Here is a 23529-nt window from a genome sequence, read left to right as displayed (position 1 = left end):
GGCGGCAGTCATGGATCCGCTGAAGCCGGGCGATCCCGGGGTTGTCGGGCGGTACCGACTGTCGGCCCGACTGGGTCAGGGCGGCCTGGGGACGGTGTTCCTCGGGCGCGCACCCGGCGGTGACCACGTCACGGTCAAGTTGGTGCGACCGGATCTGGCGTCCGACAAGACATTCCTCGAACGTTTTCGCAAGGACGTCACGACCGCGCGGGAGGTCGGCGGTACCCACGTCGCACACGTCCTGGACGCGGACCCGGACGGCACACCGCCGTGGCTGGTGGTCGAGCATGTGGCCGGCCCGTCCCTGGAGGCGGCGGTCGCGGCGCACGGACCGCTTCCGGAACACACGTTGCGCGCGCTCGGCGCGGGGTTGGCCGAGGGACTCGCGGCGATCCACGAGGCCGATCTGACGCACCGTGACCTCAAGCCCGCGAACGTGTTGCTCGCGGCGGACGGCCCGCGGGTCGCGGACTACGCGCTGGCTCGGGCACTCGGTTCGGCCGGGATGACCCGGACGGGCGTCGTGGACGTACCCGGGTTGCCCGCGCCGGAACAGGTCACCGGCGGCTCCATCGGCCCGGCGATCGACGTGTTCGCACTGGGCGGGGTGCTGTGTCATGCGGCCGGCGTGGCGCCGTTCGGTGCGGGGACGGTCGCCGAGATCGCGCAGAAGGTCGTGCGCGAGATGCCGGATCTGACGGAACTCCCGGACTGGCTGCGCGAGATCGTCGCCGACTGCCTGAAGAAGCGCCCCACCGCACGGCCTTCGGCGGCCGACCTGGTGGCCCGGTTCGCCGCCGCGGAGCCGGGGGCGGATTGGCTTCCGAAGGAGGTGGCCGCGCTCGTCGCACTCGCCGCGTCCGCGGGTGTCGGTTCGGATTCGGATTCGGATGCTGCCGACGGTGCCGCGGAGGAGCCCGGCGACGGGGACGAGGCGGAGGAGTCGGAGGAGACGGCCGAGGTGCCGGTGGCGGACGCGCCGGCGACCGCGGAGCCGGGCGATGCGGACCCGATACCGGCGGCGATACCCGCGGCCGGGGACGAGGACGCCGACGACGACGCGACCCCCGTGGCCACGCCCGCCGTGCGCGCAGGCGGGAAGGGCCCCGGGAAGGCGGGCGCAGACGCGGACGATGCGAAGCCGGCGGTGACACCCGCGGCATCCGCAGGCAAGGGTCGCGATGCGAAGCCGGCGGCACCCGCCGTCGAGGGCGACGACGACGCGACTCCGGTGGCCACGCCCGCCGTACGAACGGGCGGGAAGGGTGCCGGGAAGCCGGCCGCGAAGGCCGGCGCCGGCAAGGCGAAAGACGGGGCAAAGTCGGTCGCGCCTGCGACCGAAGGCGAGGCCGGGGCCGAGGCCGCCGACGCGAAGCCGGTCGGCACACCCGCCGCGCGGGCGGCCGAGAAGGCTGCCGGCAAGCCCGCGGCCGGTCCCGCAGCGGCCGACGACGACGCGACCCCGGTGGCGACGCCCGCGGTGGGCACCGGCAAGAAGGGTGCCGCGAAGTCCGGCGGGAAGTCCGGCACAGCGGACGACGCGAAGCCGGCGGCACCTACGGGCGGTGACGGCGACGCGAAGCCGGTCGTCGCACGGGGCGAGGTCGACCCGGACGCGGACGCGACGACTCCCGTGGTGACGCCCGCCGTTCGGATCGGGAAGGACGACGAGGCGCCCGCGGCCGACAAGCCCGCGGCCAAGAAGCCCTACGACGGTGGCGCGCCGGTTCGGTTGCCGGCCATCCGGCGCGGCACCGACGACGAGACCGTCGAGGTCGCCCGGGACTCGGAGACACCGGCGCCCGCCGGCACGGACGACGCGACGGTCCTGGTCGCCCCCGAGTCCGGTGCGCCCGCGCCCGGACGTACCGGTGACGAGACCGTCAAGGTCGCCCACGGGGCTGCGCCGCAGGCGACTCCGCGCCTGAGCACGTGGGACGAAATGGTGCCCGCGGCCCCGCCGATCCCGACCGGCGCGCCGCCCGTAGCCGCCGCGCCCCAGGCGTTGCCGCTCCCGACCGGAGCGCCGTTCCCGTCGGCCTCCGCACCGGCAGCCGACCCACGCCCGGCCAACCCGGTGATCTGGCACGCGGTGATCGCACTCCTGGGCGTGACCGCGGTCGGGATAGGGCTGTTCCGGTTGACCGACTCCGCGTGGCGGGATGCGCAGAACGTCGTCATGGGCGTGGTCCTGCCCGGCATCTCGGTATTGGCGGGCCTGGCCGGCCTGGCCTCGCTGGTCCTGGCCGTGCTCGGCGCACGCGCCAACGCCGCCGGCTCCCCACCCTCCCCCGCCACCCCCGAGCACTCCCCGGCCGACCCGAACCACGCCCGATAGCCCACCCCAGGGCCCGCCACCGAACCGGCGGGCCCTGCCGACCCCACGCCCTCGTACCGGCCACCCGCTCCGGGCCAACCGCCCACCCGAGCCGGAGCAGGCGGCACGACGGCGGCTCGCCCGTCCCGAGCCACATACCCCGGCCGACCCGCGGGCCCGATCGCCTCGCGCCCGCAGGACCCGGGGGCGCTCGGTCGCCGGCGCGGACGGCGTCGTCGAGTCAGTCGTTGCCGCCGGCGCATGACGAACCGCAGCCCGATCCCGTGTCGTCGTGGGTGCCGGTCATGTGGCTCCGGCCCAGGCGGGGTTTGTATCCCGAACTCGGATCGAAGTCGCGTCGCCCGCCGCCGTCCGAGAGTCGGCGCCGCCGAGTGTGACCCCGCAGTCTGCGGATCCGGGCATCGGAGCCGCGGAAGACTCCGGTCAACCCGGAGTCGTGCAGCCCCCGACGGGCAAACAGGGCGGCTCCGCCGATCGCGTCGGGTGGGCCCTCCCGATCCCAGTCGCGCCGGCCCCACTCCCTGCGGGCTCGGCCCAGGCAGCGAAGGCCGGCCGGGGTCGCCGGCGCCGGTGCCTCTGCGGACAGCGCGAACACGGCCACACCGGCGGCCGAGGTGACCGGCACGCCGACCACGATCGCGATGCCGAGCTCGAACAGGGCGGCGCACCAGACCAATGCGACCAGCACCACCCATCCGGCGGTCAGGGCCCGGCGGGCGAGCGGTGTGGGCCGGCGCCGAGCGAGCCCGGCCGCCACGAGTCGATCCGCGAGCGTCCGGATCGCCGGATCCCGGGCCGCCGCGATCCGTATCTCGGTCAGGTCGGCGCCACCCTCGGTTCGGGCCGCGGCCAGTACCGCGTCCTCGATCGCACCGGTGCCGGTCGATGCCGTCGTGGTCAGTCGACCGTCGCGGGACACGCGCAGGTCGTCCCGGGCATGCAACCGCACGATCGCGGTATCCACGACCTGCCGCGGGCCGCCGGCCAGGAACGCGAGTTCGTAGGTTTCGAGCGGCTCCGCCCCGAACGGCTCGGCCGGCCGCGTGCGTCCGAGCGGGCCGCCGGTCAGGACCTGTCGGGTCCGGAAACCGAGCACCATCGTCGCGAGGATCGCGAGCAGGACGAAGAGGGAGGTCTCCATGATCCAGGTCTACCGGCCCGGGCCGCACAATCGAATGCGCGGCCGGGAATCGCGGGCAACTCCCTCGCCCCGCCACGTGTTGTGGGCACGCCTCCGGGGCCGCAACCCACGGTTCCGGCCCTGGCCACAGGTCCGGGGCCGGTTCCGGGACCGGGACCGGGTTCAGGTTCGGGTGGATCCCGGGGGCCACAGGACGTGGATTCGTTTGCCGGCCGAGCGGGCCTTTTCGACCATCTCCGCGGTGCCGCCGCGGGACCGGTCGGGGCGGCCGTCCCAGACGGCGAGTACCACGTCGACCTCCGCCAACAGTGCGTCGTTCGCCGCGGCGTAGGCGTCGCCGGAGGCTCGGCTGAAGGGCATCACCCGGACCTCGGCGGCGGCGGCGATCAGTTGCTCGAAGCTCGCTCGGTACGCCGGGGCGACCTTGGCCTCGCGGTAGTCCGCCGACGGCAGCAGTGCCACCAGCCGGCCGCCCAGGTCCAGCACGGCGTGCGCGAAGATCGCGTCCGCACCGGCCGCGAGGCAGCTGTAGCCGACGAGTTCGTCCGGCGCGACCACCGCGAGCAGGTCTCGAACGGCCCGGTCGACCAGCGGTACGGTGCCGGCCGAGATGTTGATGTGGCCCGTGATGCCAATGCTCGTCACGCGTTTCCGTCCTGATCGAAACGGTTGAGGGAAGCCCCCATTCTTTGCCCGATCACCCCGGATTTCAGCCGGAGTCGGCCGATACTCGGAGAACTTCGACGACGCGGATCGTCGAGCGGCGGTGTCGGAGGGGCCGGTGGCCTCTGCGACGGCCGCTTCGTCGACGCGCGCACCGGCACCCAGGGGGCTGCATGCACCGGAGATCCCGCCGAATCGCGACCACGGCCTTCGCGGTGGTCCTGGCCGCGACCCCGGTCGCCTGCTCCGGCGGGTCGAGCCGCGTACCCGCCGACGCGGCAACTCCCGGCGCCGAGCCGCTGATCTCCGGTGCGCATCCGGCGAGGCCGGAGGACTATCCCAAACCCTCCGTCGCCCCGCCCTGCGATCCGCGCGAGAGCCTCACCCCGCCCGCCACGCTGCCCGCTCCCGGGCGGATGCCTGCCGGGTCCACGATGGACGCCATCCACCGGCGCGGACACCTGATCGTCGGCGTGGACCAGAACACCCGCTTCTTCGGCGAGTTGGACCGGCGCACCGGTCTGATCAAGGGCTTCGACATCGAGATGGCCAAGGCCCTGGCCCGGGCCATCTTCGGCGACACCGACGACGCGCGCATCCGGTACAAGGTGATCACCCAGGCCCAGCGGCCCGAGGTGTTGCGGTCCGGCGAGGTGGACGTGGTGATCGACACGATGACCATCACCTGCGAACGCAGGCGCGAAGTGGCCTTCAGCAGCGACTACTACACCGATGGCCAGCGGGTGCTGGTCCGGACCGACTCCGGCGTGGAGGGGCTCCCGGATCTGCGCGGCAAGCGGGTGTGCACGGTTCGTGGCACCACCTCGATCGTGTTCCTGCGCGACGATCCGGCGGGGGTGTTGCCGTACGCGGTGGAGAACTGGACGGACTGCCTGGTCGCGTTGCAGCAGGGCGAGGTGGACGCGGTCTCGACCACCTCCGCGCTGCTTCGAGGACTTCAGGCGCAGGACTCGGACACCAAGGTGGTCGGTCCCGCGTTCAGCGACGAACCGCACGGGATGGCCTTCCCGCTACCGCACCAGGACTTCGTGCGATTCGCCAACGGGCTGCTGGAGCGAATGAAGCGGGACGGCTCGTGGCAGCGGCTTTACGACACGTGGCTGGGCGGGCCGTTGGGGCCGCAGCCCCCGCCGCGCGCGAGCTATGCCGGCTGAGCGATCACCGGCCCGTCCGCGCCCTGTTCCCCGGTCGACCACCCGTGCGGTCGCCGGCTCGTTCGCCGGGCCGTCGCCTCCTCAGCCGTCCGGTTGTTCGCCGGTCAGGGTCGGCCGCAGGGTGTCCAGCACGCCCGGATCCTCGATCGTGGAGGGCGGTTCGGACCGCCTGCCGTCGGCGATGTCGCGCATCGTGCGGCGCAGGATCTTGCCCGACCGGGTCTTGGGCAGCGCGGGGACCACGTCCACCCGGCGCAGCGCCGCGACCGCACCGATCGTCTCGCGCACCCGGAGCACCAACTCGGCGGCCACCTGGGCCGGTTCCCGGTCCACTCCGGCCTTGAGCACGACCAGGCCGCGCGGCACCTGACCCTTGAGTTCGTCGGCCACCCCGATCACCGCACACTCGGCCACGTCCGGGTGAGCGGCCAGGACCTCCTCCATCGAACCGGTGGACAACCGGTGGCCGGCGACGTTGATCACGTCGTCGGTGCGGCCCATCACGTAGACGTAGCCGTCCTCGTCCTTGCGCCCGCCGTCGCCGCTGAGGTAGTAGCCGGGGTAGGTGCTCAGATAGGAGGCGATGCAGCGCTCGTCGTCGCCCCACAGCGTGGTCAGCGTGCCGGGCGGCATGGGCAGTTTGAGCACCACCGCACCGTCCACGCCGGGCGGCACCTCGTTGCCCTGCGGGTCCAGGATCCGCACGTCGTAGCCGGGCACCGGCAGGGTCGGCGAACCGGGTTTGGTCGGGTGCGGCTCCAGGCCCATCGGGTCGGCCACGATCGGCCAGCCGGTCTCGGTCTGCCACCAGTTGTCCACCACGGGGATGCCGAGCAGGTCGCCGGCCCAGCGGTAGGTCTCCGGGTCGAGCCGTTCACCCGCCAGGAACAGCGTGCGCAGCGCGGAGAGGTCGTGCCCTGCGCGCAGTTTCCCGTCCGGGTCCTCCTTCTTGATCGCCCGGAACGCGGTGGGTGCGGTGAACAACATGGTCGCCCGGTGCTCCGCGGCCACCCGCCAGAACGCGCCCGCGTCCGGTGTACCGACCGGCTTGCCCTCGTACAGCACGGAGGTGCAGCCGGTGAGCAGCGGCGCGTAGACGATGTACGAGTGACCGACCACCCAGCCGACGTCGGAGGCGGTCCAGCTCACCTCGCCGGGCCGCACGCCGTAGACGTTCTCCATCGACCAGCGCAGCGCGACCGCGTGCCCGCCGTTGTCGCGCACGATGCCCTTGGGCGGTCCGGTGGTGCCGGAGGTGTAGAGGATGTAGAGCGGATCGGTCGCCGCGACCGGCACACACTCGGCGGGCTCGGCCCTGGCCATCGCGGTGTCCCAGTCCAGGTCGCGTTCGGACAACTCGGCTACCAGCTCCGGGCGTTGCAGGATCACGACACGTTCGGGGCGATGGCTCGCCTCGGCCAGGGCCGCGTCCACGAGCGGCTTGTAGGCGATCGTCCGGGTCGGCTCGATCCCGCAGGACGCGGCCACCACGACCTTGGGGCGGGCGTCGTCGATCCGCACCGCCAATTCGTGCGCGGCGAAGCCGCCGAAGACGACCGAGTGCACCGCGCCGAGCCGGGCGCAGGCCAGCATCGCCACCACGGCCTCGGGCACCATCGGCAGGTAGAGCACCACCCGATCGCCCCGGCCCACCCCGAGCCCGCGCAGCACACCGGCGAACCGGGCGGTCAGGTTCAGCAGTTCGGCGTAGCTGAGGGCGCGCCGCGTCCCGGTCACCGGTGAGTCGTACACGATCGCGGCCTGTTCGGCCCGCCCGCCCGCGACATGGCGGTCCAGCGCGTTGAAACACGTGTTCAGCGTGCCGTCCGGGAACCAGCGGTACAGCGGCGCGGCACTGTCGTCCAGTGCCCGGGTGGGCGGCGTCACCCAGTCGATCGCGGCGGCGGCCTCCAGCCAGAAGCCGTCCGGATCCTCCAGGCTGCGCCGATGGGCCCTCTCGTACGCCCCGCCGGTGTCGCGGCTCATTCGCGGTTCCTCCCGGTAGTCCCGGGGCGGCACCGGGTGACCGTGCCGCCCGCCGGCAGGATCCCGACGCGGCGGCACGAAGTCAAGGTGGCCGTACCTGCGTTCGAAGCCCCGTGGCCGGTCAGGTCACCGGGTTCAGGGTCGTGGTGATGCTGGACACGGTCGGCATCGCGTCCTGTCCGCCCTGTTTGCCGGCGTCGATCGCGGCGTCGAGGTCGTAGCCGTTGCGGGCCCCGAGTTCGTTCTCCACGAGTTGGGACAGCAGTTCGTTGGCCGTGCCCTCGAGCGCGGCCACCGCGGGCGCGGTGGCGATCTCGACGACGCGCGCCATGAGTTCCTCTTCGAGTTCCTTGAAGATGCGTTTGACCGCGGTGCGCACGATGGCCACCTCGGCGAGACCGGCGATCGCGGACAGGCCCAAGGTGAAGGTGGCGGCAGCCGCCGCGGCGGCGATCGCGTCGGCCAGGATGATCAGTTGGGCGATCGCTCTGCCCTTGGCGACCTCGATCACCACCGCCGCCGCGTCCAGCGCCTTGGCCAGCATGCGGGCGCCCTCGGCCAGATCGTGCAGGTGTTCGTTGTTCAGCTTGCCGAAGTGCGCCTCGAAGGCCTCGGCGGCCATCCCGCTGGTGCCGGACAGGATCCAGGCCGCGCCGTTCTTCCCGTCGGCTCTGGCCTCGTCGATCTCGTCGGCGAACTCGCGGTAGGCCTGCGCCAGTTCCTTGAACTCGTCCTCGTCGAGGTTGGGCCAGTCGACGCCGATGACGTCCAACGCCGTGTCCAGATAGCCCGGTATGGTGATGCCCACAATCGACCCCCGTCGTCGTCGCGCACGCCCGAACCGGAGGGCGCGCCGTCTCGACGTTACGCCCCTTCCCGGTCCGGTACATCGATTCGCGGCATCCTCGATCCGGATCCCGCGCCCGCCGAAATCCCGTCACCGCGCCGGGGGTTCCAGGCGCAGACCGACCACGCCCCCGGCCATGCCCAGCACGATGTAGCCCTGCACCGACACCGCGATCCCGGTCACCGGTGCGCCCAGGTTCAGGTCGACGGCCGTGTCGTCGCCCGGTCGGCGCAGCCGGACCAGGCCGTCCGCCCAGGCCGCCGCGATCAGCACGCCCTCGGTGGTCTGTTCGCAGGCCAGCGCGGTCACCGCGGTCGCCCGGGCGTCGAGCGGATCCGGCGCCGGCTCCGCGCCCGGGCTCCACATCCGCACCCGGCCGTCCCGGCCGCCACTGATCAGCAACGGCGGCGCGCCGTCCGAACCGGTGCGCACCGCGGCGAGTGCGGTGACCGGGCCGGTGTGCAGCGGAGCGGACAACACTCCGCGCGGCGGTGGTTCGCCGCCGGGCAGGCCCGGCGGCGAACCATGGCACCAGACACCGCCCTCGACGTCGCCGACCGCAGGCAGCGGATGTGCGCACAGCACGGTCAGCTCGGCCCCGCACGTGTTGACCAGACGTTGGAAGGCGGCCTCCAGCGCGCCGCGCGGGCCGTGGTAGGCGGCCTCCAGGACGTCCACGCCGCCCCACCGGTTCAGCGTGGTGACCCGGCCGCCGTAGGTGCTCGCGAGCGCGCGCAGCGGGACGGGCCCGGAGCCGGCGACGACGCGGCCGGCGATCGTGCCGTCGGCGCCGGCGACGGCACGGATCACGCCGGTGTCGTCCACGAGCAGCACCCGGCCGGCCAGGCCGCCGCGGCCTGCGGTCGCCGCCAGGACCGGGCCCGGCCAGCGGTCCGGGCGGTGTGCGTCGCCGTCGCCCCAGCGGGCCCACTCGGCCCGCCAGCCCGGCGCGGTGGATCGTTCGGCGAGCATGCGCGCGACGGCGTCGTCACGGCCGAGCCGGTGTACCGCGAGCAGCGCCGCGCGGGCCGCCGGCGCGGGTTCCCCGAGCAGCGTGCCGAACGCGCCGCGGAACGCGGCCTGGGCGGGCTGCTCCCACTGTCCGGTGGCCACCAGCGCGGTGGCCACCGTCTGCGGCCGGGCCAGCGCCTGCACGACCGGGTCGGCGGCGAGCGCCGCGGCGTCGCCGATCCGCACGCTGTGCGCCAGGATCGCCGAGATGCGCTCCTCGCCCGCGTCGTACAACCCCGCGAGGTCGGTGATGCCCGCGTCCGCCGCATGCCGCAGCGCGGCGTGCACCCGGGCCGGGCGGCCGGGGTCGGCGCCCTCCGGGCGTTGCCCGAGGACGAATGCGGCGAGCGGCCCGGCCGGCAGCGCCCACGTGTCGCCGCCCTCGAACACCGCGGGCAACACGCGCGTCGCGTGCTCGATCGTCGCGGCGGCGGACCGCGGGCCCGGCGTCGGGTACAGCGTGGTCAGCGCCCGCTCCCACTGGCGGGCCGGCAGCGGCAGGTCGAGCCCGGACAGGGCGGCCACGGCCGCGCGCACGTCCTCGGGCAGCGTCGCCCACCAGGCCCGGTGGATCCGCGCCGCCCGCTCCGGCAGGTCGCCCGGCACCCCGTCGCCCGGCGTCGCGGGCAGCCCTCCCCCGTCCACGCGGGCGGCCAGTCGGGCCAGGCCGGGGTGCGGAAAGGCGGCTTCGGCGCCGAACGGCGAGGCGGGGGGCGATCCGGTCGCGAGTTCGGTGTACCAGCGCTCGAACCGACCGGGGTGGGTCCAGCGGGGCTCGTCCAGGTCCAGCGTGGCGGGCGCGGCGACGCGGGTGAAGGCCGCCCGGGTGTCCGGCTGCGCGCACTCCACCAGGAGTCGCACGTGCGGCAGTTCGAGCAGCGGGTCGAGTAACTCGGCCACGATCCGGGCGCCTTCCCCGGGTGCGCCGGGTACGCCGGCGTGGTCCGGGTCGGCGACCGCGATCACCGTGCGCCGCGGGTCGAGCGCCACCGCGGCGATCAGTTGGCGGGGTGTGCGGGCCGCGACGCCCAGGTGGGCGGCCAGTTCGGCGACGACGCCGGGCACGGTGAGGGTGTGCGCCGGCACGAAGGCGTGCAGTCGGCGGGCGGGCGGCGTGTCGTCCGTACCGGTGGCGGCGTACAACCAGGCCAGCAGGTGCGACTTGCCCGCACCCGACGAGCCGCGGACCAGGCACAGCCGGGGCGACCGCTCGTCGTCCAGCCAGCCCAGCAGCGCACGGGCGGCCGGCTGTCGGCCGGCGCCCATGTGCGGCAGTCGATGCCCGTCGTTGTCGACCACGGTGTCCGTCCCCCGATTCGTGCCGCACGCTGCCCGGTCAGCGATGGTCGCCCTGCTCCGCGACGTGTGTCATCAGGGCCCGGACGCCGTCCTCGCGCGACTGCGCGCTCTCCCCGTAGCCGAAGCTGTGGGTGAACTCGGCGTGCGGAAACAGTCGGCCCATCCACAGCGCACAGTAGTGGCCCGGCATCAGGCAGGGCTCCAGCTCGCAGTACACCCGCAAAACGTCCTCGGCCGGCACACCCCCGGCCGACAGGCGGTACCACAGCAGTTCCTCGGGGTGCGGCAGTCCCGGGCGGGACACCTCGGTCACGATCTGCTTGTTCCCGTCCGCGTCCACGATCTCGAACGCGGCCGAACCGGCGATGTTCAGCGGGAGTCGCACATCGTCGAGCACCCTGGGCCACCACGCCTCGCGCTCGGCGAACGCGTCCGGGTCCAGCGCGAGCAGTTCCTCGCGCAGTTCGCGAAACAGCGGGAAGCCCTCGACCGGCTCGCCCACCGCGGCGATCCGGGGCAGTGCCTGATCGAGCGTCAGCAGCCCGGCGGCGAACGCCTCCACGCTGCTCGCCACGGGCATCTCCGGCAGGTCGACGCCCAGGAACAGGGCCCGCACCGACCCGTCGGCGGCGACGTAGAGCTCCGCGCCCTGATCGGTGCCGAGCCGGACCCGCTCGCGCACCGCGGGATCGGGCAGCGACTCCCCCACCGCGTCGGCGAACCCCCCGAGCGTCGGCGGGTGTTCGTCGTCCGCGCCGATGAAGTACGCGCCGACCTGCACGGGCATCGGCACACCGGCGAGCTGCGCCGAGTCGGAAAAGCGCAGTCCGTCCCGGCCGAAGCGTTGATGGAGGGCGGCGGAAAGGTCAGAGTTCATGGTGATTCGAGTATCCCTCTTTCGACGGCGGGCCCGAGGCGCGGCCGGACGGCCGTGCGGTCAGCGCAGCGGATACAGGCCGTCGACGTACGAACCGAAATAGGAAATCCACAGGTTTTCCCCGCGATACGGGATCGGATCGAGCGGCTCGATCCGATCCCGAATGGATTGTGCGACGCGGCGGTACTCCTCGTTGCCCGGGCCCGTACTCCCCGGTTCCGTGCGCGGGGTCCGCGTCCACAGGAGGTACAGCATCGTGCACAACGAGGAGAGGTCGCCGTTGATCTCGCAATACTCGGATCCGCCGTCCGCGAAGGCGTGGATCCGGCCGGTCTCCAGTTGGAGGAAGATGTACCACTGCTGAATTCCGCCCAGGACGAGCACCGGGCCGACACCGTCGAGTTCGGGCAGGTCGACCCCGTCGTCCGGGTCGCCGAGGTCGAGCAGGCGCGAAGGCTGCGCGCCGGGTTCGCCGGCCAGGGCCGGGGCCATCTGGAACAGCCCCTGCGGGATCCCCACGTCGCACAGGAAGTCCAGGTCCTCGACCCGCCCCGGGACCTCGGCGAGTTCGGCGCGCGAGGCGCGCACCACCCGGCCCTCGGGGAAGACCTCCAGCAGTCCGCGGCGGTCGATGTCGAAGATCATGAATCACTCCAGCTGTGTCCGGCGCTTCCGGCCCCTTCCCGGGCCTTCGAGCCGCCTGCCCGGGCCGTCGAACCGTCCGCCGCCGTTCCGGCGGGTTCGAACCTGCGGATGCCCACGGATGCCTACGGATACTGGTACGTGTATACACCGGCCAGCGGACCGGTGTTGCCCGCGGCATGCTGCTGCTGAAGGTCGTGCATGTACAGGTTGAAGGGGCCGTTGCGGTCCGCGCCGTCGAGCCGTCGCGAATCGAAGTCGGCGACGTGGCTCACCTCCAACGGAGCGTTTCGGCCGCTGCCGTTGAGATGCATGTCCACCCAGATGTCGCACCCGGCGCCACCGGTCTTCGGGAAGGGTTGGCACGGTGCCCGCTCGGTATACAGCCGAGTGACGTCGTTCTGCATGCCGTTGTGCACCATCGGCAGGCCGATGGCCCGCTCGGAATGGCCGCCGTTGTTGCCGCTGCTGCCCACCAGGATGAAATCGCCGCCGCGTCCGGAAGGATCCTGGTAATACAACGAGGCGTAGTTGTTGCCGCCGTAGTCGTTCTGCGCCCGACGCACGTCCTCGACGGCCTGGGACAGGTCCGTGGGCTGTTGCAGGGGCTGCGATTGCACCGGGGTGCGCGGCGTGGCATTCCCGGTGTTGTTCTGCTCTTCCTTCGCGTACTTGTCGTAGCGGCCCTTGCCGCCCGGCACCGGCACCCGTTTCGGCTTGCCACGCGGGGTGACCTCGGGATTTCCTTCCTTGTCGGTCTTGATGTTGACCTTTATCGTGCCGTCCGGATTCAGCACCCGGTCGATACCGGAATTGCCGCCCCCCGGTCGGGCCGGAACGAGTTTCCCGTTGACCAGTTGATGGACCCGGCCGTCCTCGTCGACGAAGTACACCGGTGTCCGGCCCTGCCCGGGCCGATTCTGTCCGGAGCCGCCCGGATTCCTGCCGTCGCCGGCGCCGGTCGGGCCGCCGTTGCCGCCGGGCTTCTTCGCGTCCGGGCCGCCGATCCGCGTCCCGAACCGCTTGAGGTTCGCCTCCTCGGTCGCGGTCGTGCGCTTGGCACCGGTACGCACGTTGCCGGCGGTCTTGGCCACTGCCTGCTGGAGCGCGCCGCCCGCCCGGGAGTGGCCGGTGGACAACGGCTCGAAGACCTTGCCGAAGGTCTGGCCGAGACTGTCCTTGTTCCAGAACGAGCCCTTGGCCTGGAGTACACCGGCCAACTTGGTGTGCGCGGCCTCGATCCGGGCGGCGGAGGCGTCGATGCCCCGGGCGCCCGACTCCACGTGTTCGGGCACGTGCTTGAACCCGTTGGCGCCCGTGGGCGGCGGACCGGCCGGCTTGCCGCCGGGGGCGCCGCCGTCCGTGCCCGGTGGGCCGCCGGGTTTGCCCGAGGTGTCGCCGGCGCCGGGCCGCTTGGGCGCCTTGGGTACGGCCGCCGGTGCGTCGCCCGGCTTCGATGCGCCGGGCGCGTCGTGCCCGCTGCCCGCATCGCCGCCCTTCGGACCCTTCTTGGTCTTGCTCATCGCCGATCGCCTCCCCGTGGGCCGTCGCGCGCGTTCGACGCCCCGGGAGGAGGCGGGCCCGACCCGCCGTGATGCGCACGTTCGCGGACGATCCATCGATCGGGCCGCCGCACGAACTACCCCCGTAGTGACCGAACGACGGTGTCAAACCTACGTTCGGTGTCCCGCGAGGCCAACCGGCTTCGAGTCAAGTAATGCAAAACGGAGGGAAGTTCGGGGGTTTCCCTCGCGTCGCGCAGGCCGGCCGGCACGGCCCCGCCCCGCGCGCGGCCCGGCCCGGGTGGTCGGGAGATACCCCGGACCCGACGCCACGCCCGCCCGGCGGCACCGTCGCGGACTGGACGCCGGGGGTGGACGGGTGACAGCGTCGGCGGCCCGGATCACCCGAGTTGCCGGAACCCGACCGCGACTCCCGGCACTCGATCGCGATCCCGGCGCGTCCGGGACCGTCCCCGAAGCGGAGGAAGCAGATGACCACGCCCGGTACGTCGGAACGGCCGTCCGAAGTCGTCCTGGAGCCGTTGCGACGCCATCTCCGGCATGCGTCGGGCGAGTTCTGGATCGGCCCGGGCTGGTACCACCTCGCCCTGCGCTGCCACGAGGCGCTGGTGGCGGAGTTCCCCGACTACGAACTGCTCGCCGTGAAACAGAAATGGGCAGCCCTGACCGTCCAGGCCTTCCCCCGACCGTGGACACCCAACCGGGCCGACTGGACATCGGCGGAGGCCACCCGACTTCGCGTCGTGACAGCCGAGTTCAATCGCCTTTCCCGAACCGTCTGCGAGAACTGCGGTCGCCCCGGCTCGCTCCGCACCACCCGATACCTGCACCTGACGCTGTGCGACGACTGCGAGACGTCGGTACCGCCCGGCGGACTTTGGCGGACCACGCCCTGACACTCCGGCTGGGCCGTGTCCGGTGGATCCTGGTGGATGAGGTCGCGTCGTCCGGTGCCGTGGCTCGGCGTGCCGGAGAAGCAGCCGCATGGTGGTTCCCTTCGGCTGTTTCTCCGGTGCGGCGAGACGAGCGCAGCGAGGAGCCCGAAGGGCGGATGCCAGGCGGCGCGGCCCCACCAGGATCCGCCGGACACGGCCTAGGCCCGCAGGTACCGTCTCGCCACGACCGCGGGCGCGGTGGCCGGCCACCGCGCCCGCGCCCGGCACGACTCCCGCCGTGCGGGCCTGGATTCGGCTCCGCGATGTCGTCCCGCGCCCTCTCGGCACCCGGTCGTCCCCGCCCGGCCCGAGCGCGTGGCTACAGGCGGTCGTACCAGCCCGGGTGGCTGTTGTGCAGGGCGGCCAGGGCCAGGACTATGCGGGCGTCGACCCGGCCGGGGGGTAGTTCGTAGGAGTCGGTCGTGCCGACGCTGCCCAGGTATTCGAAGACGCGGGTGCCGTCGTGGCGCCAGATCGTGCGCAGCGGCAGCCGCGGGGCCTTGCCGCCGAGCACGGCCACGGCCATCATCAGCCCCCACAGCGGAGACAGCGCCCACCACGCGATCCACCCGAACGTGGTGCCCTTGTGCGCGTGCAGTGTGGGGCCCTCGGCCGGGCGGATCGTCCAGGAGGTGCGGCGCAGCCGGCGGATGCTGCCCTGTTCGCGATGCACCGTGGCCAGGTGTTCGCCGGCCGGTCCGGTGATGCTGTAGACCGCGTAGTCGCCGGCGGTGGAGTACGTGCCCACCGCGGCGATCCGGTGCCGGCGTGCCCGGTCGGCCCACAGGGTCAGGTGGCGGGAGGGGGAACTGCCCATGCCGTCGGTGGGCGCGGCCTCGATGTAGGCGATGTCCTCGTAGTGCCGTTCACCCTGTGGGCGGACCCGGACGATCGGGCCGACCCACGTGTGTTCGGGAACGTCCCTGGCTTCATCAGCCTGGAGCGCGCGGCGTACCTCGATTGCGGCACCCGCGCCGGTGTGAAGCGCGACGGTCATGTGCGTCCAGAGTTCGGTAAACGGCCGGTCTGAACAGCAGGGTAGACAGCCTGGCGACTCCGTGGGGAGCGAGGGAGCGAGAAGCCCGCCACAGCACGGACCGACCGGCCGGCGAAGGCCGGTCCGGTCGGTCCGATGTCGTCATGTCCGGGTGATTGTCGGGGATTTACCCGCGCCGGCCCGAGTCGAGCGCGAAGTCCGCGCGGTGGTCGACGGCCCAGCTGCGGAAGCTGCGGCCGGGCTTGCCGGTGATCGCCTCGGTGGTGCCGGACAGCGGCTCCGGATCGACGGCGGACTCCCACAGATCCAGCAGTGCGTTCGCGTAGCCGGGGTCCATGTGGCGGGTCAGTCCGGCGAGCGCCTGGTCGCGGGTGACCTCGGTGAACGGCAGGTCGCGGCCCAGGACATCGGCCAGGATCGCGATCTGCTCGACGAAGGACATCGATTCGGGGCCGTTCAGGTCGAGCGTCTCGCCGAGGTGGTCTCCGGCCAGGAGCACCGCGGTCGCCACGTCGGCGATGTCGTCCTCGTGGATCGGGGCGATCTGGGCGTTCGGGTAGGGCAGTTGGATGCTTCCGGTGCCCATCAGCTGGTACTTCCAGCCGATCGAGTTGCCGGCGAACGCACCGGGGCGGAGCACCGTGTACGGGATTCCGGACTCGGCGACCGCGACCTCGACCGTGTGGTGGCCCGCCGCGAGCGGGTTGCTCTGCGGGTCGGGGGTGTTCGTCGAGGACGAGGACAGCAGCACGATGTGTCGGACGTCGGCGGCCTGGGCGGCCTTGACGAAGTCGGCGATGCCGGCGGCCTCGGCGTAGAGGAACACGCTGGTGATGCCCTGCAACACCGCGGCGGCGTTGTCGGGTTCGCGCAGCGAGAGGCGGACGGCTTCGACACCGGGAGTCGGTTCGAGTTCGGCCGGGTCGCTGCTCGCAATCCGGACGGACCGGCCGGCGGCGACAAGGCGGGCGATGACACCGCGCGCGACACTGCCGCGGGCTCCGGTGACGAGGATGGTCGTGCTGGTCATGGTGACTCGTTCCTTGCTGGTTCGGTGGTGTTGCCGGGGGTTCGGGAGATGCGGGGCGATCGGGCCTCGGCGCTTTGTGCGCGGGCTTACGCCTCGTGCGGCCGGGCGTGCCGAGGGAGCAGGAATACCAGGCCGCCGGCGAGCAGGCCGAGGCAGGCCACCGCAAGGGCGCCGAAGGCCATCGCGGAGGAGGCGCTGTGGTGTTCGGCGAGTTGGAAGAACAAGGTGGTGATGCCGGCCGCGCCGAGGGCACCGGCGAGTTGCTGCATCGCGGACAACGAGCCGGAGGCGCTGCCCAGTTCGTGCTCGGCGACACCGGCCAGGATCACGTCGAACAGGGGGGCGAAGACGGCGCCCATCCCGATACCGGCGACGAACAGCGGGGCGATCAGGGCGACGCTGGTGGTGTCCGAACCGTAGTGGGTGACCACGGCGGCGAGGGCGACCAGGCCGACCATGTGCACGCCGACGCCGATCAGAAGCAGGTTGCGGCCGAGCTTGGCCATCACCTGGAAGCCGGCGATGGAGGCGACCACGATGCCGACCGCGATCGGGGCGAGGGTGAGGCCGGCCCGGAGCGGGCCGTAGTGCAGGTGCAGTTGCACGAACAGGGACGTGATCAGCATGAATCCGGTGGTGCCGGCGAAGAACGCGAGGCCGAAGAGCATGCCGGACTTGTACGCGCGGTTGCGCAGCAGCGTGGCCTCGATCAGCGCGTGGGTGCTGCGGCGCTCACGCAGGATGAAACCGGCGAATGCGACGACACCGGCGGCGAGGCAACCGAACGACCACAGCGGCCAGTCGGCTTCGGGGCCCTGGATGAGCGGCAGGATGATCAGCGTGGAGGCGGCGGTCAGCAGCGCGGCGGCGGCGAGGTCGATCCGCACCGCGGGGTTCGGGTCGTCCCGGGGGATGTAGCGGAGGCCGCCGAGCACGGCGGCGAGGCCGAGCGGGACGTTCATCAGGAAGATCAGCCGCCAGCCGGTGCCGAACAGGTCGAGGTGGATGAGCGCGCCGGCCAGGATCGGGCCGCCGACGGCGGACAGGCCGAGCACCGGACCGAACGCGGCGAACGCCTTGCCGGTCTCGCCGGGCGGGAAGACCGACTTGAGGATGCCGAAGCCCTGCGGGATCAACAGGGCGCCGAAGGCCCCCTGGGCGATGCGGGCGGCGACGAGCAGTTCGGGCGAGGGGGACAGCGCACAGAGCAGGGACGCCGCGGCGAAGCCGCCGGCGCCCAGCAGGAACAATCGGCGTCTGCCCCAGCGGTCGCCGAGTCTGCCGCCGACCACGAGCAACACGCCGAACGCGAGCGTGTAGCCGGAGGCGAGCCACTGCAACAGCGAGGCACCGCCGCCGAGATCGTCCCGGACGGAGGGGCCGGCGACGTTGGTCACGGTGCTGTCGAGCAGGTCCATCACCTCGGCTACGAGCACGATCGCCAGGATCACCCAACGCCGGGCGTATGCGGCCGGGAGCGGGGTCTCGGCGGCGGCCGGCGCGGCCGGGTCGGCGGTCGGCTTCGGGGCGATGTCGTCGAGTGCGTCGGCGGTGGTGGACGCGGGTGCGGGGGTCATCGGTACTCCTCGGATCGGGGCCGCGCGGCCCCTGACGAGGCGATGGATGCGGCGGGGCGAGCGGTGTGTCGAGCTGCGTTCGCTACGAACGTCGTTCGTTACGAACAATGTACGTAGCGAACAGCGTTCCGTCAACGTCTATACTCGGGGCATGGCGAAATCACCCGGCGAACCACGCCCGTCCACCACTTCCGCACCGGTCAGTCGGCGGACCCGACCGGCCAAGGCAGCACTCAGCGCGGACGCACTCGTGTCCGCCGCGCTGGCGATCCTGGACGCCGACGGCCTGGACGCGGTGACCATGCGCCGGGTCGCGCAGGCGCTCGACACCGGCGCCGCCTCGCTCTATGTGTATGTGGCCAACCGCGACGAGCTGCTCGCGCTGATCTACGACCGGGTGCTCGGCGAGATCCCGCTGCCGACCGTGGCCGCGGTCGGCGAGCCGTTCCCGAACTGGCGCACGGAGCTGACCACGCTCATCCGCACGGCGATCACCGTGCTGGGCGGCCATCGCGGGATCGCGACCGTGGCGCTGGGCGACGTACCGACCGGTCCCAACGCGCTCGCGCTGGCCGAGGCGATCCTGGGACTGCTGGCCGGCGCGGGCATCGACGACCTGACCCGCTCCCTCGCACTGGATCTGATCAACCTGCACATCACCGCCGCGGCGGCCGAGGAGTCGGCGTACGCCGCCAAGGGCGCCGAGGGACAGACCGAGGAGAGCGCGGTCGCGGCAATGGACGAGGCGTTCGGGCGGTTGTCCGCTACGGACTACCCGCACCTGGTCTCGATGCGCGCGACGCTGACCGCGGGGTCCGGCGACGAACGCGACGCCTGGGGCATCGAGGTCCTGCTCAACGGCATCCTGGGCACCCCGGCCCGCGGCTGATCCGACGCCGGGCCGCCGCCGGCGCGGGCCGGATCCTACCCGGTTGGACCACGGCACCACCGACCGACGATCTCCGGTATAGCTGTCGGGTCGTCAGATCCCCCCGACCCGAGGATCACCCGTGTCCGATGCCTGGTCCCTCGCCCTGCTCATCGGCGGGATCGTCCTCCTGGGTTCCTCGGTGCAACGCCTCACCGGCATGGGCTTCGCGCTGGTCGCGGCGCCCGGCCTGGTGCTGCTGCTGGGACCGGCCCAGGGCGTGGTGCTGTGCAACGGCGGTTCGGGGGTGGTCAGTGCGATCGGGCTGGCCGCCTCGTGGCGCCGGGTCCGGCTCGCCGCGATGTTGCCGCTGGTGGTCGCGGCGGCGTGCACCGTGCCGCTCGGGTCCTGGGTGGCCACCCGACTGCCCGAGCCCTGGCTGCTGGTGGGCATCGGCGCGGCCGTCTGCCTGGCCGTCGGCTTCGTCATGCGCGGCGTCCGGATACCCGCCCTGCGCGCCCGCAGGGGCGCCGTGATGGCCGGCGCCGCGAGCGGCTTCATGAACTCCTCGGCGGGCGTCGGCGGCCCCGCGATGTCCCTGTACGCGCTCAACGCCGGTTGGACCGCCGCCGAGTTCGTGCCCAATGCACAGTTCTACGCCGTCGTCGTGAACGCCTTCTCCCTCGCCGCCAAGTCACCCCCACACCTGACCACCCCGGCCTGGGCCGCCGTCGTCACAGCCCTGCTCGCCGGCGCCGCGATCGGCCACTTCCTCGCCGCCCGCACCCCCGAACACCAGGCCAAACGCGCCGTCCAATGGCTGGCCCTCACCGGCGGCGCCACCACCCTGACCAAGGGCCTGTTGACCCTGTGACGCCGAATCGGCACGGGGCTCAGGCCACTTGAAAGGACACGTCGCCGATGTTCACGGTCACGTCGAGGCGACCGCCCAACGCAGCCGCGTACGAGCGCAGAGTCTCCAACTCCATGGCGTCGAGGTCCCCGGTCTCGATCTGGGAAAAAACGCGCGATTGCGACACGCCGAGCACGGCCGCCACCTCTGCCTGCGTCTTTCCCAACGCCTTGCGGAGTTCCTTCAGATGGAAACCGACGACGTAGGCGTCCAGGTCCGCCCGGGCGCGTGACCGCACGCCCGGGTCGGCGAGCGTGGGGTCGACCCGGTGGGCATCGGCCTTGACGTCCTGCCGGCGGCGTGCGGGACTCATGATCGCTCCTCCTTCCGCTCCTCGCGGTATCCCGAACCCTCCAACGGTTCGAGGAGGCCGGTTTCCCACGACAGCGGACAAATATGACCCCCGAGTTATATCCATCGCCTCCCACGAGTGCACACATGAGGAGAGCCACGTCGTCGTTGTGGTGTCGTGAGCACATCCGACGTGGGCAGATCATCAGAATGACGGTCATGGAAGATCTCGCCGAACCCGTGTCTCCCGCTCCACACCGTCCCGCCCCCGGCGGGGTGGTTCGCACCTCGGCGGAGGTGGAGAAACTTCGGGGCGTGCGGCGGATGAAGGTGATCGCCACCGGGTTCCTGGTGTTCGCGATCGTGTTGTACGTGCTCGCGCGGTGGGCCGAGGCGCGGGGGGCCGGGGCCTGGGCCGGATATGTGCAGGCCGCGGCGGAGGCCGGGATGGTCGGCGCGATGGCCGACTGGTTCGCGGTGACCGCGTTGTTCCGCCGACCGCTGGGGCTGCCGATTCCGCACACCGCGATCATCCCGACCCGCAAGGACGCGTTGGGGCGCAATCTCGGCGAGTTCGTCGGGGAGAACTTCCTCTCCGACGCCGTGGTGCGGCAGCGGCTGCGCCGGATGCACGTCTCCCGGCGGGCCGGCACCTGGCTGGCCGCCCCCGGGCACGCCGAGCGGGTCACCGACCAACTGGGCGTACTGGCCCGCGCGGCGCTGACCGTGCTGCGCGACGAGGACGTGCAGAGCGTGTTCGGGCAGGCGATCACCCGTCGGGTCTCCGCCCAGGCGGTGGCCCAGCCGATCGGCGAACTGCTCGACCGGCTGGTGCGCGACGGTGCACATCGGGGCCTGGTCGACCTGGTCGCGACGAAGGCGCACGACTGGCTGGAGCACCATCGCGAGGCCGTCCTGCGGGTGGTCGACGAGGAGTCCCCCGGTTGGTCGCCGCGCTTCCTGGATCGGCAGATCGCCAACAAGGTGCACCGCGAACTGGTGCGATTCGCGGGTGCGGTGCGGGACGACCCGGGGCATCCGGCCCGGGTCGCGGTGGACAACTTCCTCGCCGAGGTGGCCCGCGACCTCCAGCACGATCCGGCGATGATCGCCCAGATAGAGAGGCTGCGGGACCGCACCGTCGCGCACCCGGCGGTCCAGGAGTTGATCGCATCGGTGTGGGGCGCCGCCCGGGCGATGCTGGTCGAGGCCACCGAGGACCCGGACAGCGAACTGCGCAGCCGGGTCAACGCCGCCGTGCGCTCGCTGGCCGGCCGGCTGGCCGAGGACTCGCGCGTGCGGGGCAAGGCGGACCGCTGGATCGAGCAGGCCGCCGTGTACGTGGTGACCACCTACCGCGACGAGATCACCGCGCTGATCACCGACACCGTCGGCGCCTGGGATCCGAAGGAGACCAGCCGCAAGATCGAGATCAACGTCGGGCGCGACCTCCAGTTCATCCGGATCAACGGCACCGTCGTCGGCGCCCTGGTCGGCCTGCTGATCCACACCCTGACCCGGGTACTGAGCTGAGCCCGGGGCCGGTCGCCCACCCGGGCACCGCGCCGAACCCCGCACAGGCCCCACTCGCCCCGCCGGCCGACCCGCACCCGGGCGCCGACCCCGACCCCGACCCGGGCCCCCGGCACCGACCCACCCGCCTACCCGGACAGTTCCTCCGCCCGCGCCTTGGCCGCCCGCAGGTCCACCTTGCCCGCCGCCGTGCGCGGGATGGACTCGACGAAGTGGATGCGCTTGGGCGTCTTGTAGCCCGCGATCTGGGTGCGGGCGTGCGCCGTGATCGCCTCCGGCGCGGGCGCGGTGCCCTCGCGCACCACCACGAGCGCGGTGACGGCCTGTCCGAAGCGCGGGTCCGGGACGCCGACCACGACCGCGTCGAACACGTCCGCGTGCGACTTGAGCGCGCCCTCCACCTCGTCCGGATAGACCTTCTCGCCACCGGTGTTGATGGTCGCGCTGCCGCGCCCGAGCAGGATGATGCTGCCGTCCTTCTCCAGCTGCGCGAAGTCGCCCGGCAACACCCAGCGGCGCCCGGCCGCGTCCTTGACGAAGGTGGCCCGGGTCTTCTCCTCGTCGCCGTGATAGCCCAGCGGGATGTGCCCGCTGACCGCCAGTCGGCCGACGTCGCCGGAGCCCGGCTCGACCGGCATCAGGCGGTCGTCGAGCACGGTCGTGGTCGCCGACGAGGCGAACCGCGTGCCCGCGCCCGGCGCGCCGGTCTGCCGGGCCGCGGCGCCCGTCTCGGAGGCACCGAAGCTGTCGATCACGAAGACGCCGGCCTGTTCCAGGGCGGTGCGCACCGCGGTGCTCATCGGTGCCCCGCCGTTGCTGATCGCCTTGAGCGCGGACAGGTCGTAGGTGTCCGGGTTGGCCGCGAGCCAGTCCGCGAGCGGCCTGCCCATCCCGTCGCCGACCACCGCCATCGACAACGCCCGCTCCCGGGCCGCCAGCGCCATCACGGTGTCGGCGTCGAAGGCGCGCCCGGTCCACATCAGGAACGTGTTGCCCATGTAGAAGGTGTTCCACATCGACCACTGCCCGCCGCCGTGCATCATCGGCGCCAGGCCCAGCGTGGTCATCCCGGCCGACTCCCGCACCGTGTCCGCGAGTTCATCGGGCGTCTCCAGCCTGGGCCGAGCGCCGCGACCGGCCTGCAGGGCCGCGAAGAAGATGTCCTCGCCACGCCACAGCACACACTTGGGCATGCCCGTGGTCCCGCCGGTGTACAGGCCGTACAGGTCGTCCCCGCTGCGTGCGCCGAAGCCGCGTTCGGGCGAGGCCGCGGCGAGGGCGTCCTCGTAGGCCACCATGCCCTCGGCCGGTTCGGTCGAGCCGTCCTCCAGGATCAGCACATGCCGCAGCGCCGGGAAATCGGCCCGGATCGCCTGCGTCGCACCCGCGAACGAACGTTCGGCAATCACCGCGACCATGCCCGAGTTCTCGTACAGGTAGCGCAACTCCGCTTCGACATAGCGGTAGTTGATGTTGATCGGCACGGCCCGTGCCTTGTGACAGCCGATCATCGCCTCGACCCACTCGGCGCGGTTCCACGCGTGGATCCCGACGAAGTCGCCGGGCTCGATCCCGGCGTCGCGCAGGTGGTGTGCGACGCGGTTGGCCCGCTCGTCGAGTCCACGGTAGGTCAGTCGCACCTCGCCCGCGATCAGCGCGGTGCGGTCCGGAATCGCGTCCACCACGATCTCGAAGAGGTCGGCGAGGTTGAACGACGGGCTGACGGGCGTCATGGTCGGCTCCCACGGCGGATGAACGGGCGCTTCCGAAGCCGGATCCGAACACGGATCCGGTCCGGGTCGAAGCAGGGTCGAGTCAACTTACCCTTGACTCGATCAAAAGAATAGGTTCGCCATGATCCGGCAAAGCGCTGTCGGGGCCTC

Annotated in this window: 19 protein-coding genes; 6 read left to right on the top strand and 13 right to left on the bottom strand. The window is 72.4% G+C overall.

Going from position 1 to position 23529, the window contains the following annotated elements; genetic code table 11:
* Nucleotides 1-10: 10 nt before the first annotated feature.
* Entirely contained in the window at nt 11-2338 is a 2328-nt protein-coding gene (locus ACFZBU_RS30780; protein ID WP_391586961.1) for a serine/threonine-protein kinase, read from the top strand.
* A gap of 220 nt (nt 2339-2558) precedes the next feature.
* On the opposite strand, the gene ACFZBU_RS30775 is transcribed toward ACFZBU_RS30780, so the two are convergent.
* Together ACFZBU_RS30775 and ACFZBU_RS30770 are read right to left on the bottom strand one after the other, a co-directional pair.
* On the bottom strand, nt 2559-3479 hold the full coding sequence (locus tag ACFZBU_RS30775; protein WP_391586960.1) for a TIGR04222 domain-containing membrane protein: 921 nt from the start codon (nt 3477-3479) through the stop codon (nt 2559-2561).
* A 162-nt stretch (nt 3480-3641) separates the two neighbouring features.
* On the bottom strand, nt 3642-4124 hold the full coding sequence (locus ACFZBU_RS30770; protein ID WP_391586959.1) for a hypothetical protein: 483 nt from the start codon (nt 4122-4124) through the stop codon (nt 3642-3644).
* Between the two features lie 191 nt (nt 4125-4315).
* Here ACFZBU_RS30770 and ACFZBU_RS30765 point away from each other — a divergent pair, with 191 nt between their 5' ends.
* A complete protein-coding gene (locus ACFZBU_RS30765; protein WP_391586958.1) occupies nt 4316-5317 on the top strand; it encodes a glutamate ABC transporter substrate-binding protein in 1002 nt (333 codons plus the stop codon).
* 81 nt (nt 5318-5398) lie between these two features.
* Here ACFZBU_RS30765 and ACFZBU_RS30760 read toward each other — a convergent pair whose 3' ends face one another.
* The 6 genes from ACFZBU_RS30760 to ACFZBU_RS30735 form a co-directional block, all read right to left on the bottom strand.
* Nucleotides 5399-7303 carry a propionyl-CoA synthetase gene (locus tag ACFZBU_RS30760; protein ID WP_391586957.1) on the bottom strand — a complete coding sequence of 635 codons (1905 nt, stop codon included), beginning with the start codon at nt 7301-7303 and terminating at the stop codon, nt 5399-5401.
* Nucleotides 7304-7424: 121 nt separating this feature from the next.
* Complete coding sequence (locus tag ACFZBU_RS30755) at nt 7425-8111, bottom strand: WXG100 family type VII secretion target (protein WP_391586956.1); 687 nt, start codon at nt 8109-8111, stop codon at nt 7425-7427.
* Nucleotides 8112-8240: 129 nt separating this feature from the next.
* Nucleotides 8241-10460 carry a hypothetical protein gene (locus tag ACFZBU_RS30750; RefSeq protein ID WP_391586955.1) on the bottom strand — a complete coding sequence of 740 codons (2220 nt, stop codon included), beginning with the start codon at nt 10458-10460 and terminating at the stop codon, nt 8241-8243.
* 37 nt (nt 10461-10497) lie between these two features.
* Nucleotides 10498-11337, bottom strand: coding sequence for a nucleic acid/nucleotide deaminase domain-containing protein (locus ACFZBU_RS30745; protein ID WP_391586954.1), 840 nt, complete (start codon nt 11335-11337; stop codon nt 10498-10500).
* Between the two features lie 60 nt (nt 11338-11397).
* The gene (locus ACFZBU_RS30740; protein WP_391586953.1) at nt 11398-11982 is read right to left on the bottom strand and encodes an SUKH-4 family immunity protein; all 585 of its coding nucleotides are present in this window, start codon (nt 11980-11982) and stop codon (nt 11398-11400) included.
* A gap of 122 nt (nt 11983-12104) precedes the next feature.
* Nucleotides 12105-13502, bottom strand: coding sequence for a hypothetical protein (locus ACFZBU_RS30735; protein WP_391586952.1), 1398 nt, complete (start codon nt 13500-13502; stop codon nt 12105-12107).
* 470 nt (nt 13503-13972) lie between these two features.
* Here ACFZBU_RS30735 and ACFZBU_RS30730 point away from each other — a divergent pair, with 470 nt between their 5' ends.
* A complete protein-coding gene (locus ACFZBU_RS30730) occupies nt 13973-14398 on the top strand; it encodes a hypothetical protein (RefSeq protein ID WP_391586951.1) in 426 nt (141 codons plus the stop codon).
* 358 nt (nt 14399-14756) lie between these two features.
* Here the strand turns inward: ACFZBU_RS30730 and ACFZBU_RS30725 are convergent, their stop codons facing one another.
* From ACFZBU_RS30725 to ACFZBU_RS30715, 3 genes are all read right to left on the bottom strand, one after another.
* Nucleotides 14757-15434 (bottom strand): hypothetical protein, encoded by a 678-nt coding sequence (locus ACFZBU_RS30725; RefSeq protein ID WP_391586950.1) that lies wholly within the window; start codon nt 15432-15434, stop codon nt 14757-14759.
* Between the two features lie 166 nt (nt 15435-15600).
* Entirely contained in the window at nt 15601-16464 is an 864-nt protein-coding gene (locus tag ACFZBU_RS30720; RefSeq protein ID WP_391586949.1) for an SDR family oxidoreductase, read from the bottom strand.
* An 86-nt stretch (nt 16465-16550) separates the two neighbouring features.
* A complete protein-coding gene (locus ACFZBU_RS30715; protein WP_391586948.1) occupies nt 16551-18041 on the bottom strand; it encodes an MFS transporter in 1491 nt (496 codons plus the stop codon).
* A 151-nt stretch (nt 18042-18192) separates the two neighbouring features.
* On the opposite strand from ACFZBU_RS30715, the gene ACFZBU_RS30710 reads away from it, so the two are divergent.
* Entirely contained in the window at nt 18193-18930 is a 738-nt protein-coding gene (locus ACFZBU_RS30710) for a TetR/AcrR family transcriptional regulator (protein ID WP_391586947.1), read from the top strand.
* A gap of 121 nt (nt 18931-19051) precedes the next feature.
* Nucleotides 19052-19783, top strand: coding sequence for a TSUP family transporter (locus ACFZBU_RS30705; RefSeq protein ID WP_391586946.1), 732 nt, complete (start codon nt 19052-19054; stop codon nt 19781-19783).
* Between the two features lie 19 nt (nt 19784-19802).
* Here the strand turns inward: ACFZBU_RS30705 and ACFZBU_RS30700 are convergent, their stop codons facing one another.
* A complete protein-coding gene (locus ACFZBU_RS30700; RefSeq protein ID WP_391586945.1) occupies nt 19803-20135 on the bottom strand; it encodes a helix-turn-helix domain-containing protein in 333 nt (110 codons plus the stop codon).
* Nucleotides 20136-20332: 197 nt separating this feature from the next.
* Here ACFZBU_RS30700 and ACFZBU_RS30695 point away from each other — a divergent pair, with 197 nt between their 5' ends.
* On the top strand, nt 20333-21646 hold the full coding sequence (locus ACFZBU_RS30695) for a DUF445 domain-containing protein (protein ID WP_391586944.1): 1314 nt from the start codon (nt 20333-20335) through the stop codon (nt 21644-21646).
* Nucleotides 21647-21774: 128 nt separating this feature from the next.
* Here ACFZBU_RS30695 and ACFZBU_RS30690 read toward each other — a convergent pair whose 3' ends face one another.
* The gene (locus tag ACFZBU_RS30690; RefSeq protein WP_391586943.1) at nt 21775-23379 is read right to left on the bottom strand and encodes an acyl-CoA synthetase; all 1605 of its coding nucleotides are present in this window, start codon (nt 23377-23379) and stop codon (nt 21775-21777) included.
* Nucleotides 23380-23529: the final 150 nt, after the last annotated feature.

This window comes from Embleya sp. NPDC008237 (genome assembly GCF_042956465.1).
Classification (GTDB): domain Bacteria; phylum Actinomycetota; class Actinomycetes; order Streptomycetales; family Streptomycetaceae; genus Embleya.
This window is presented reverse-complemented; position numbering and strand designations above follow the sequence as displayed.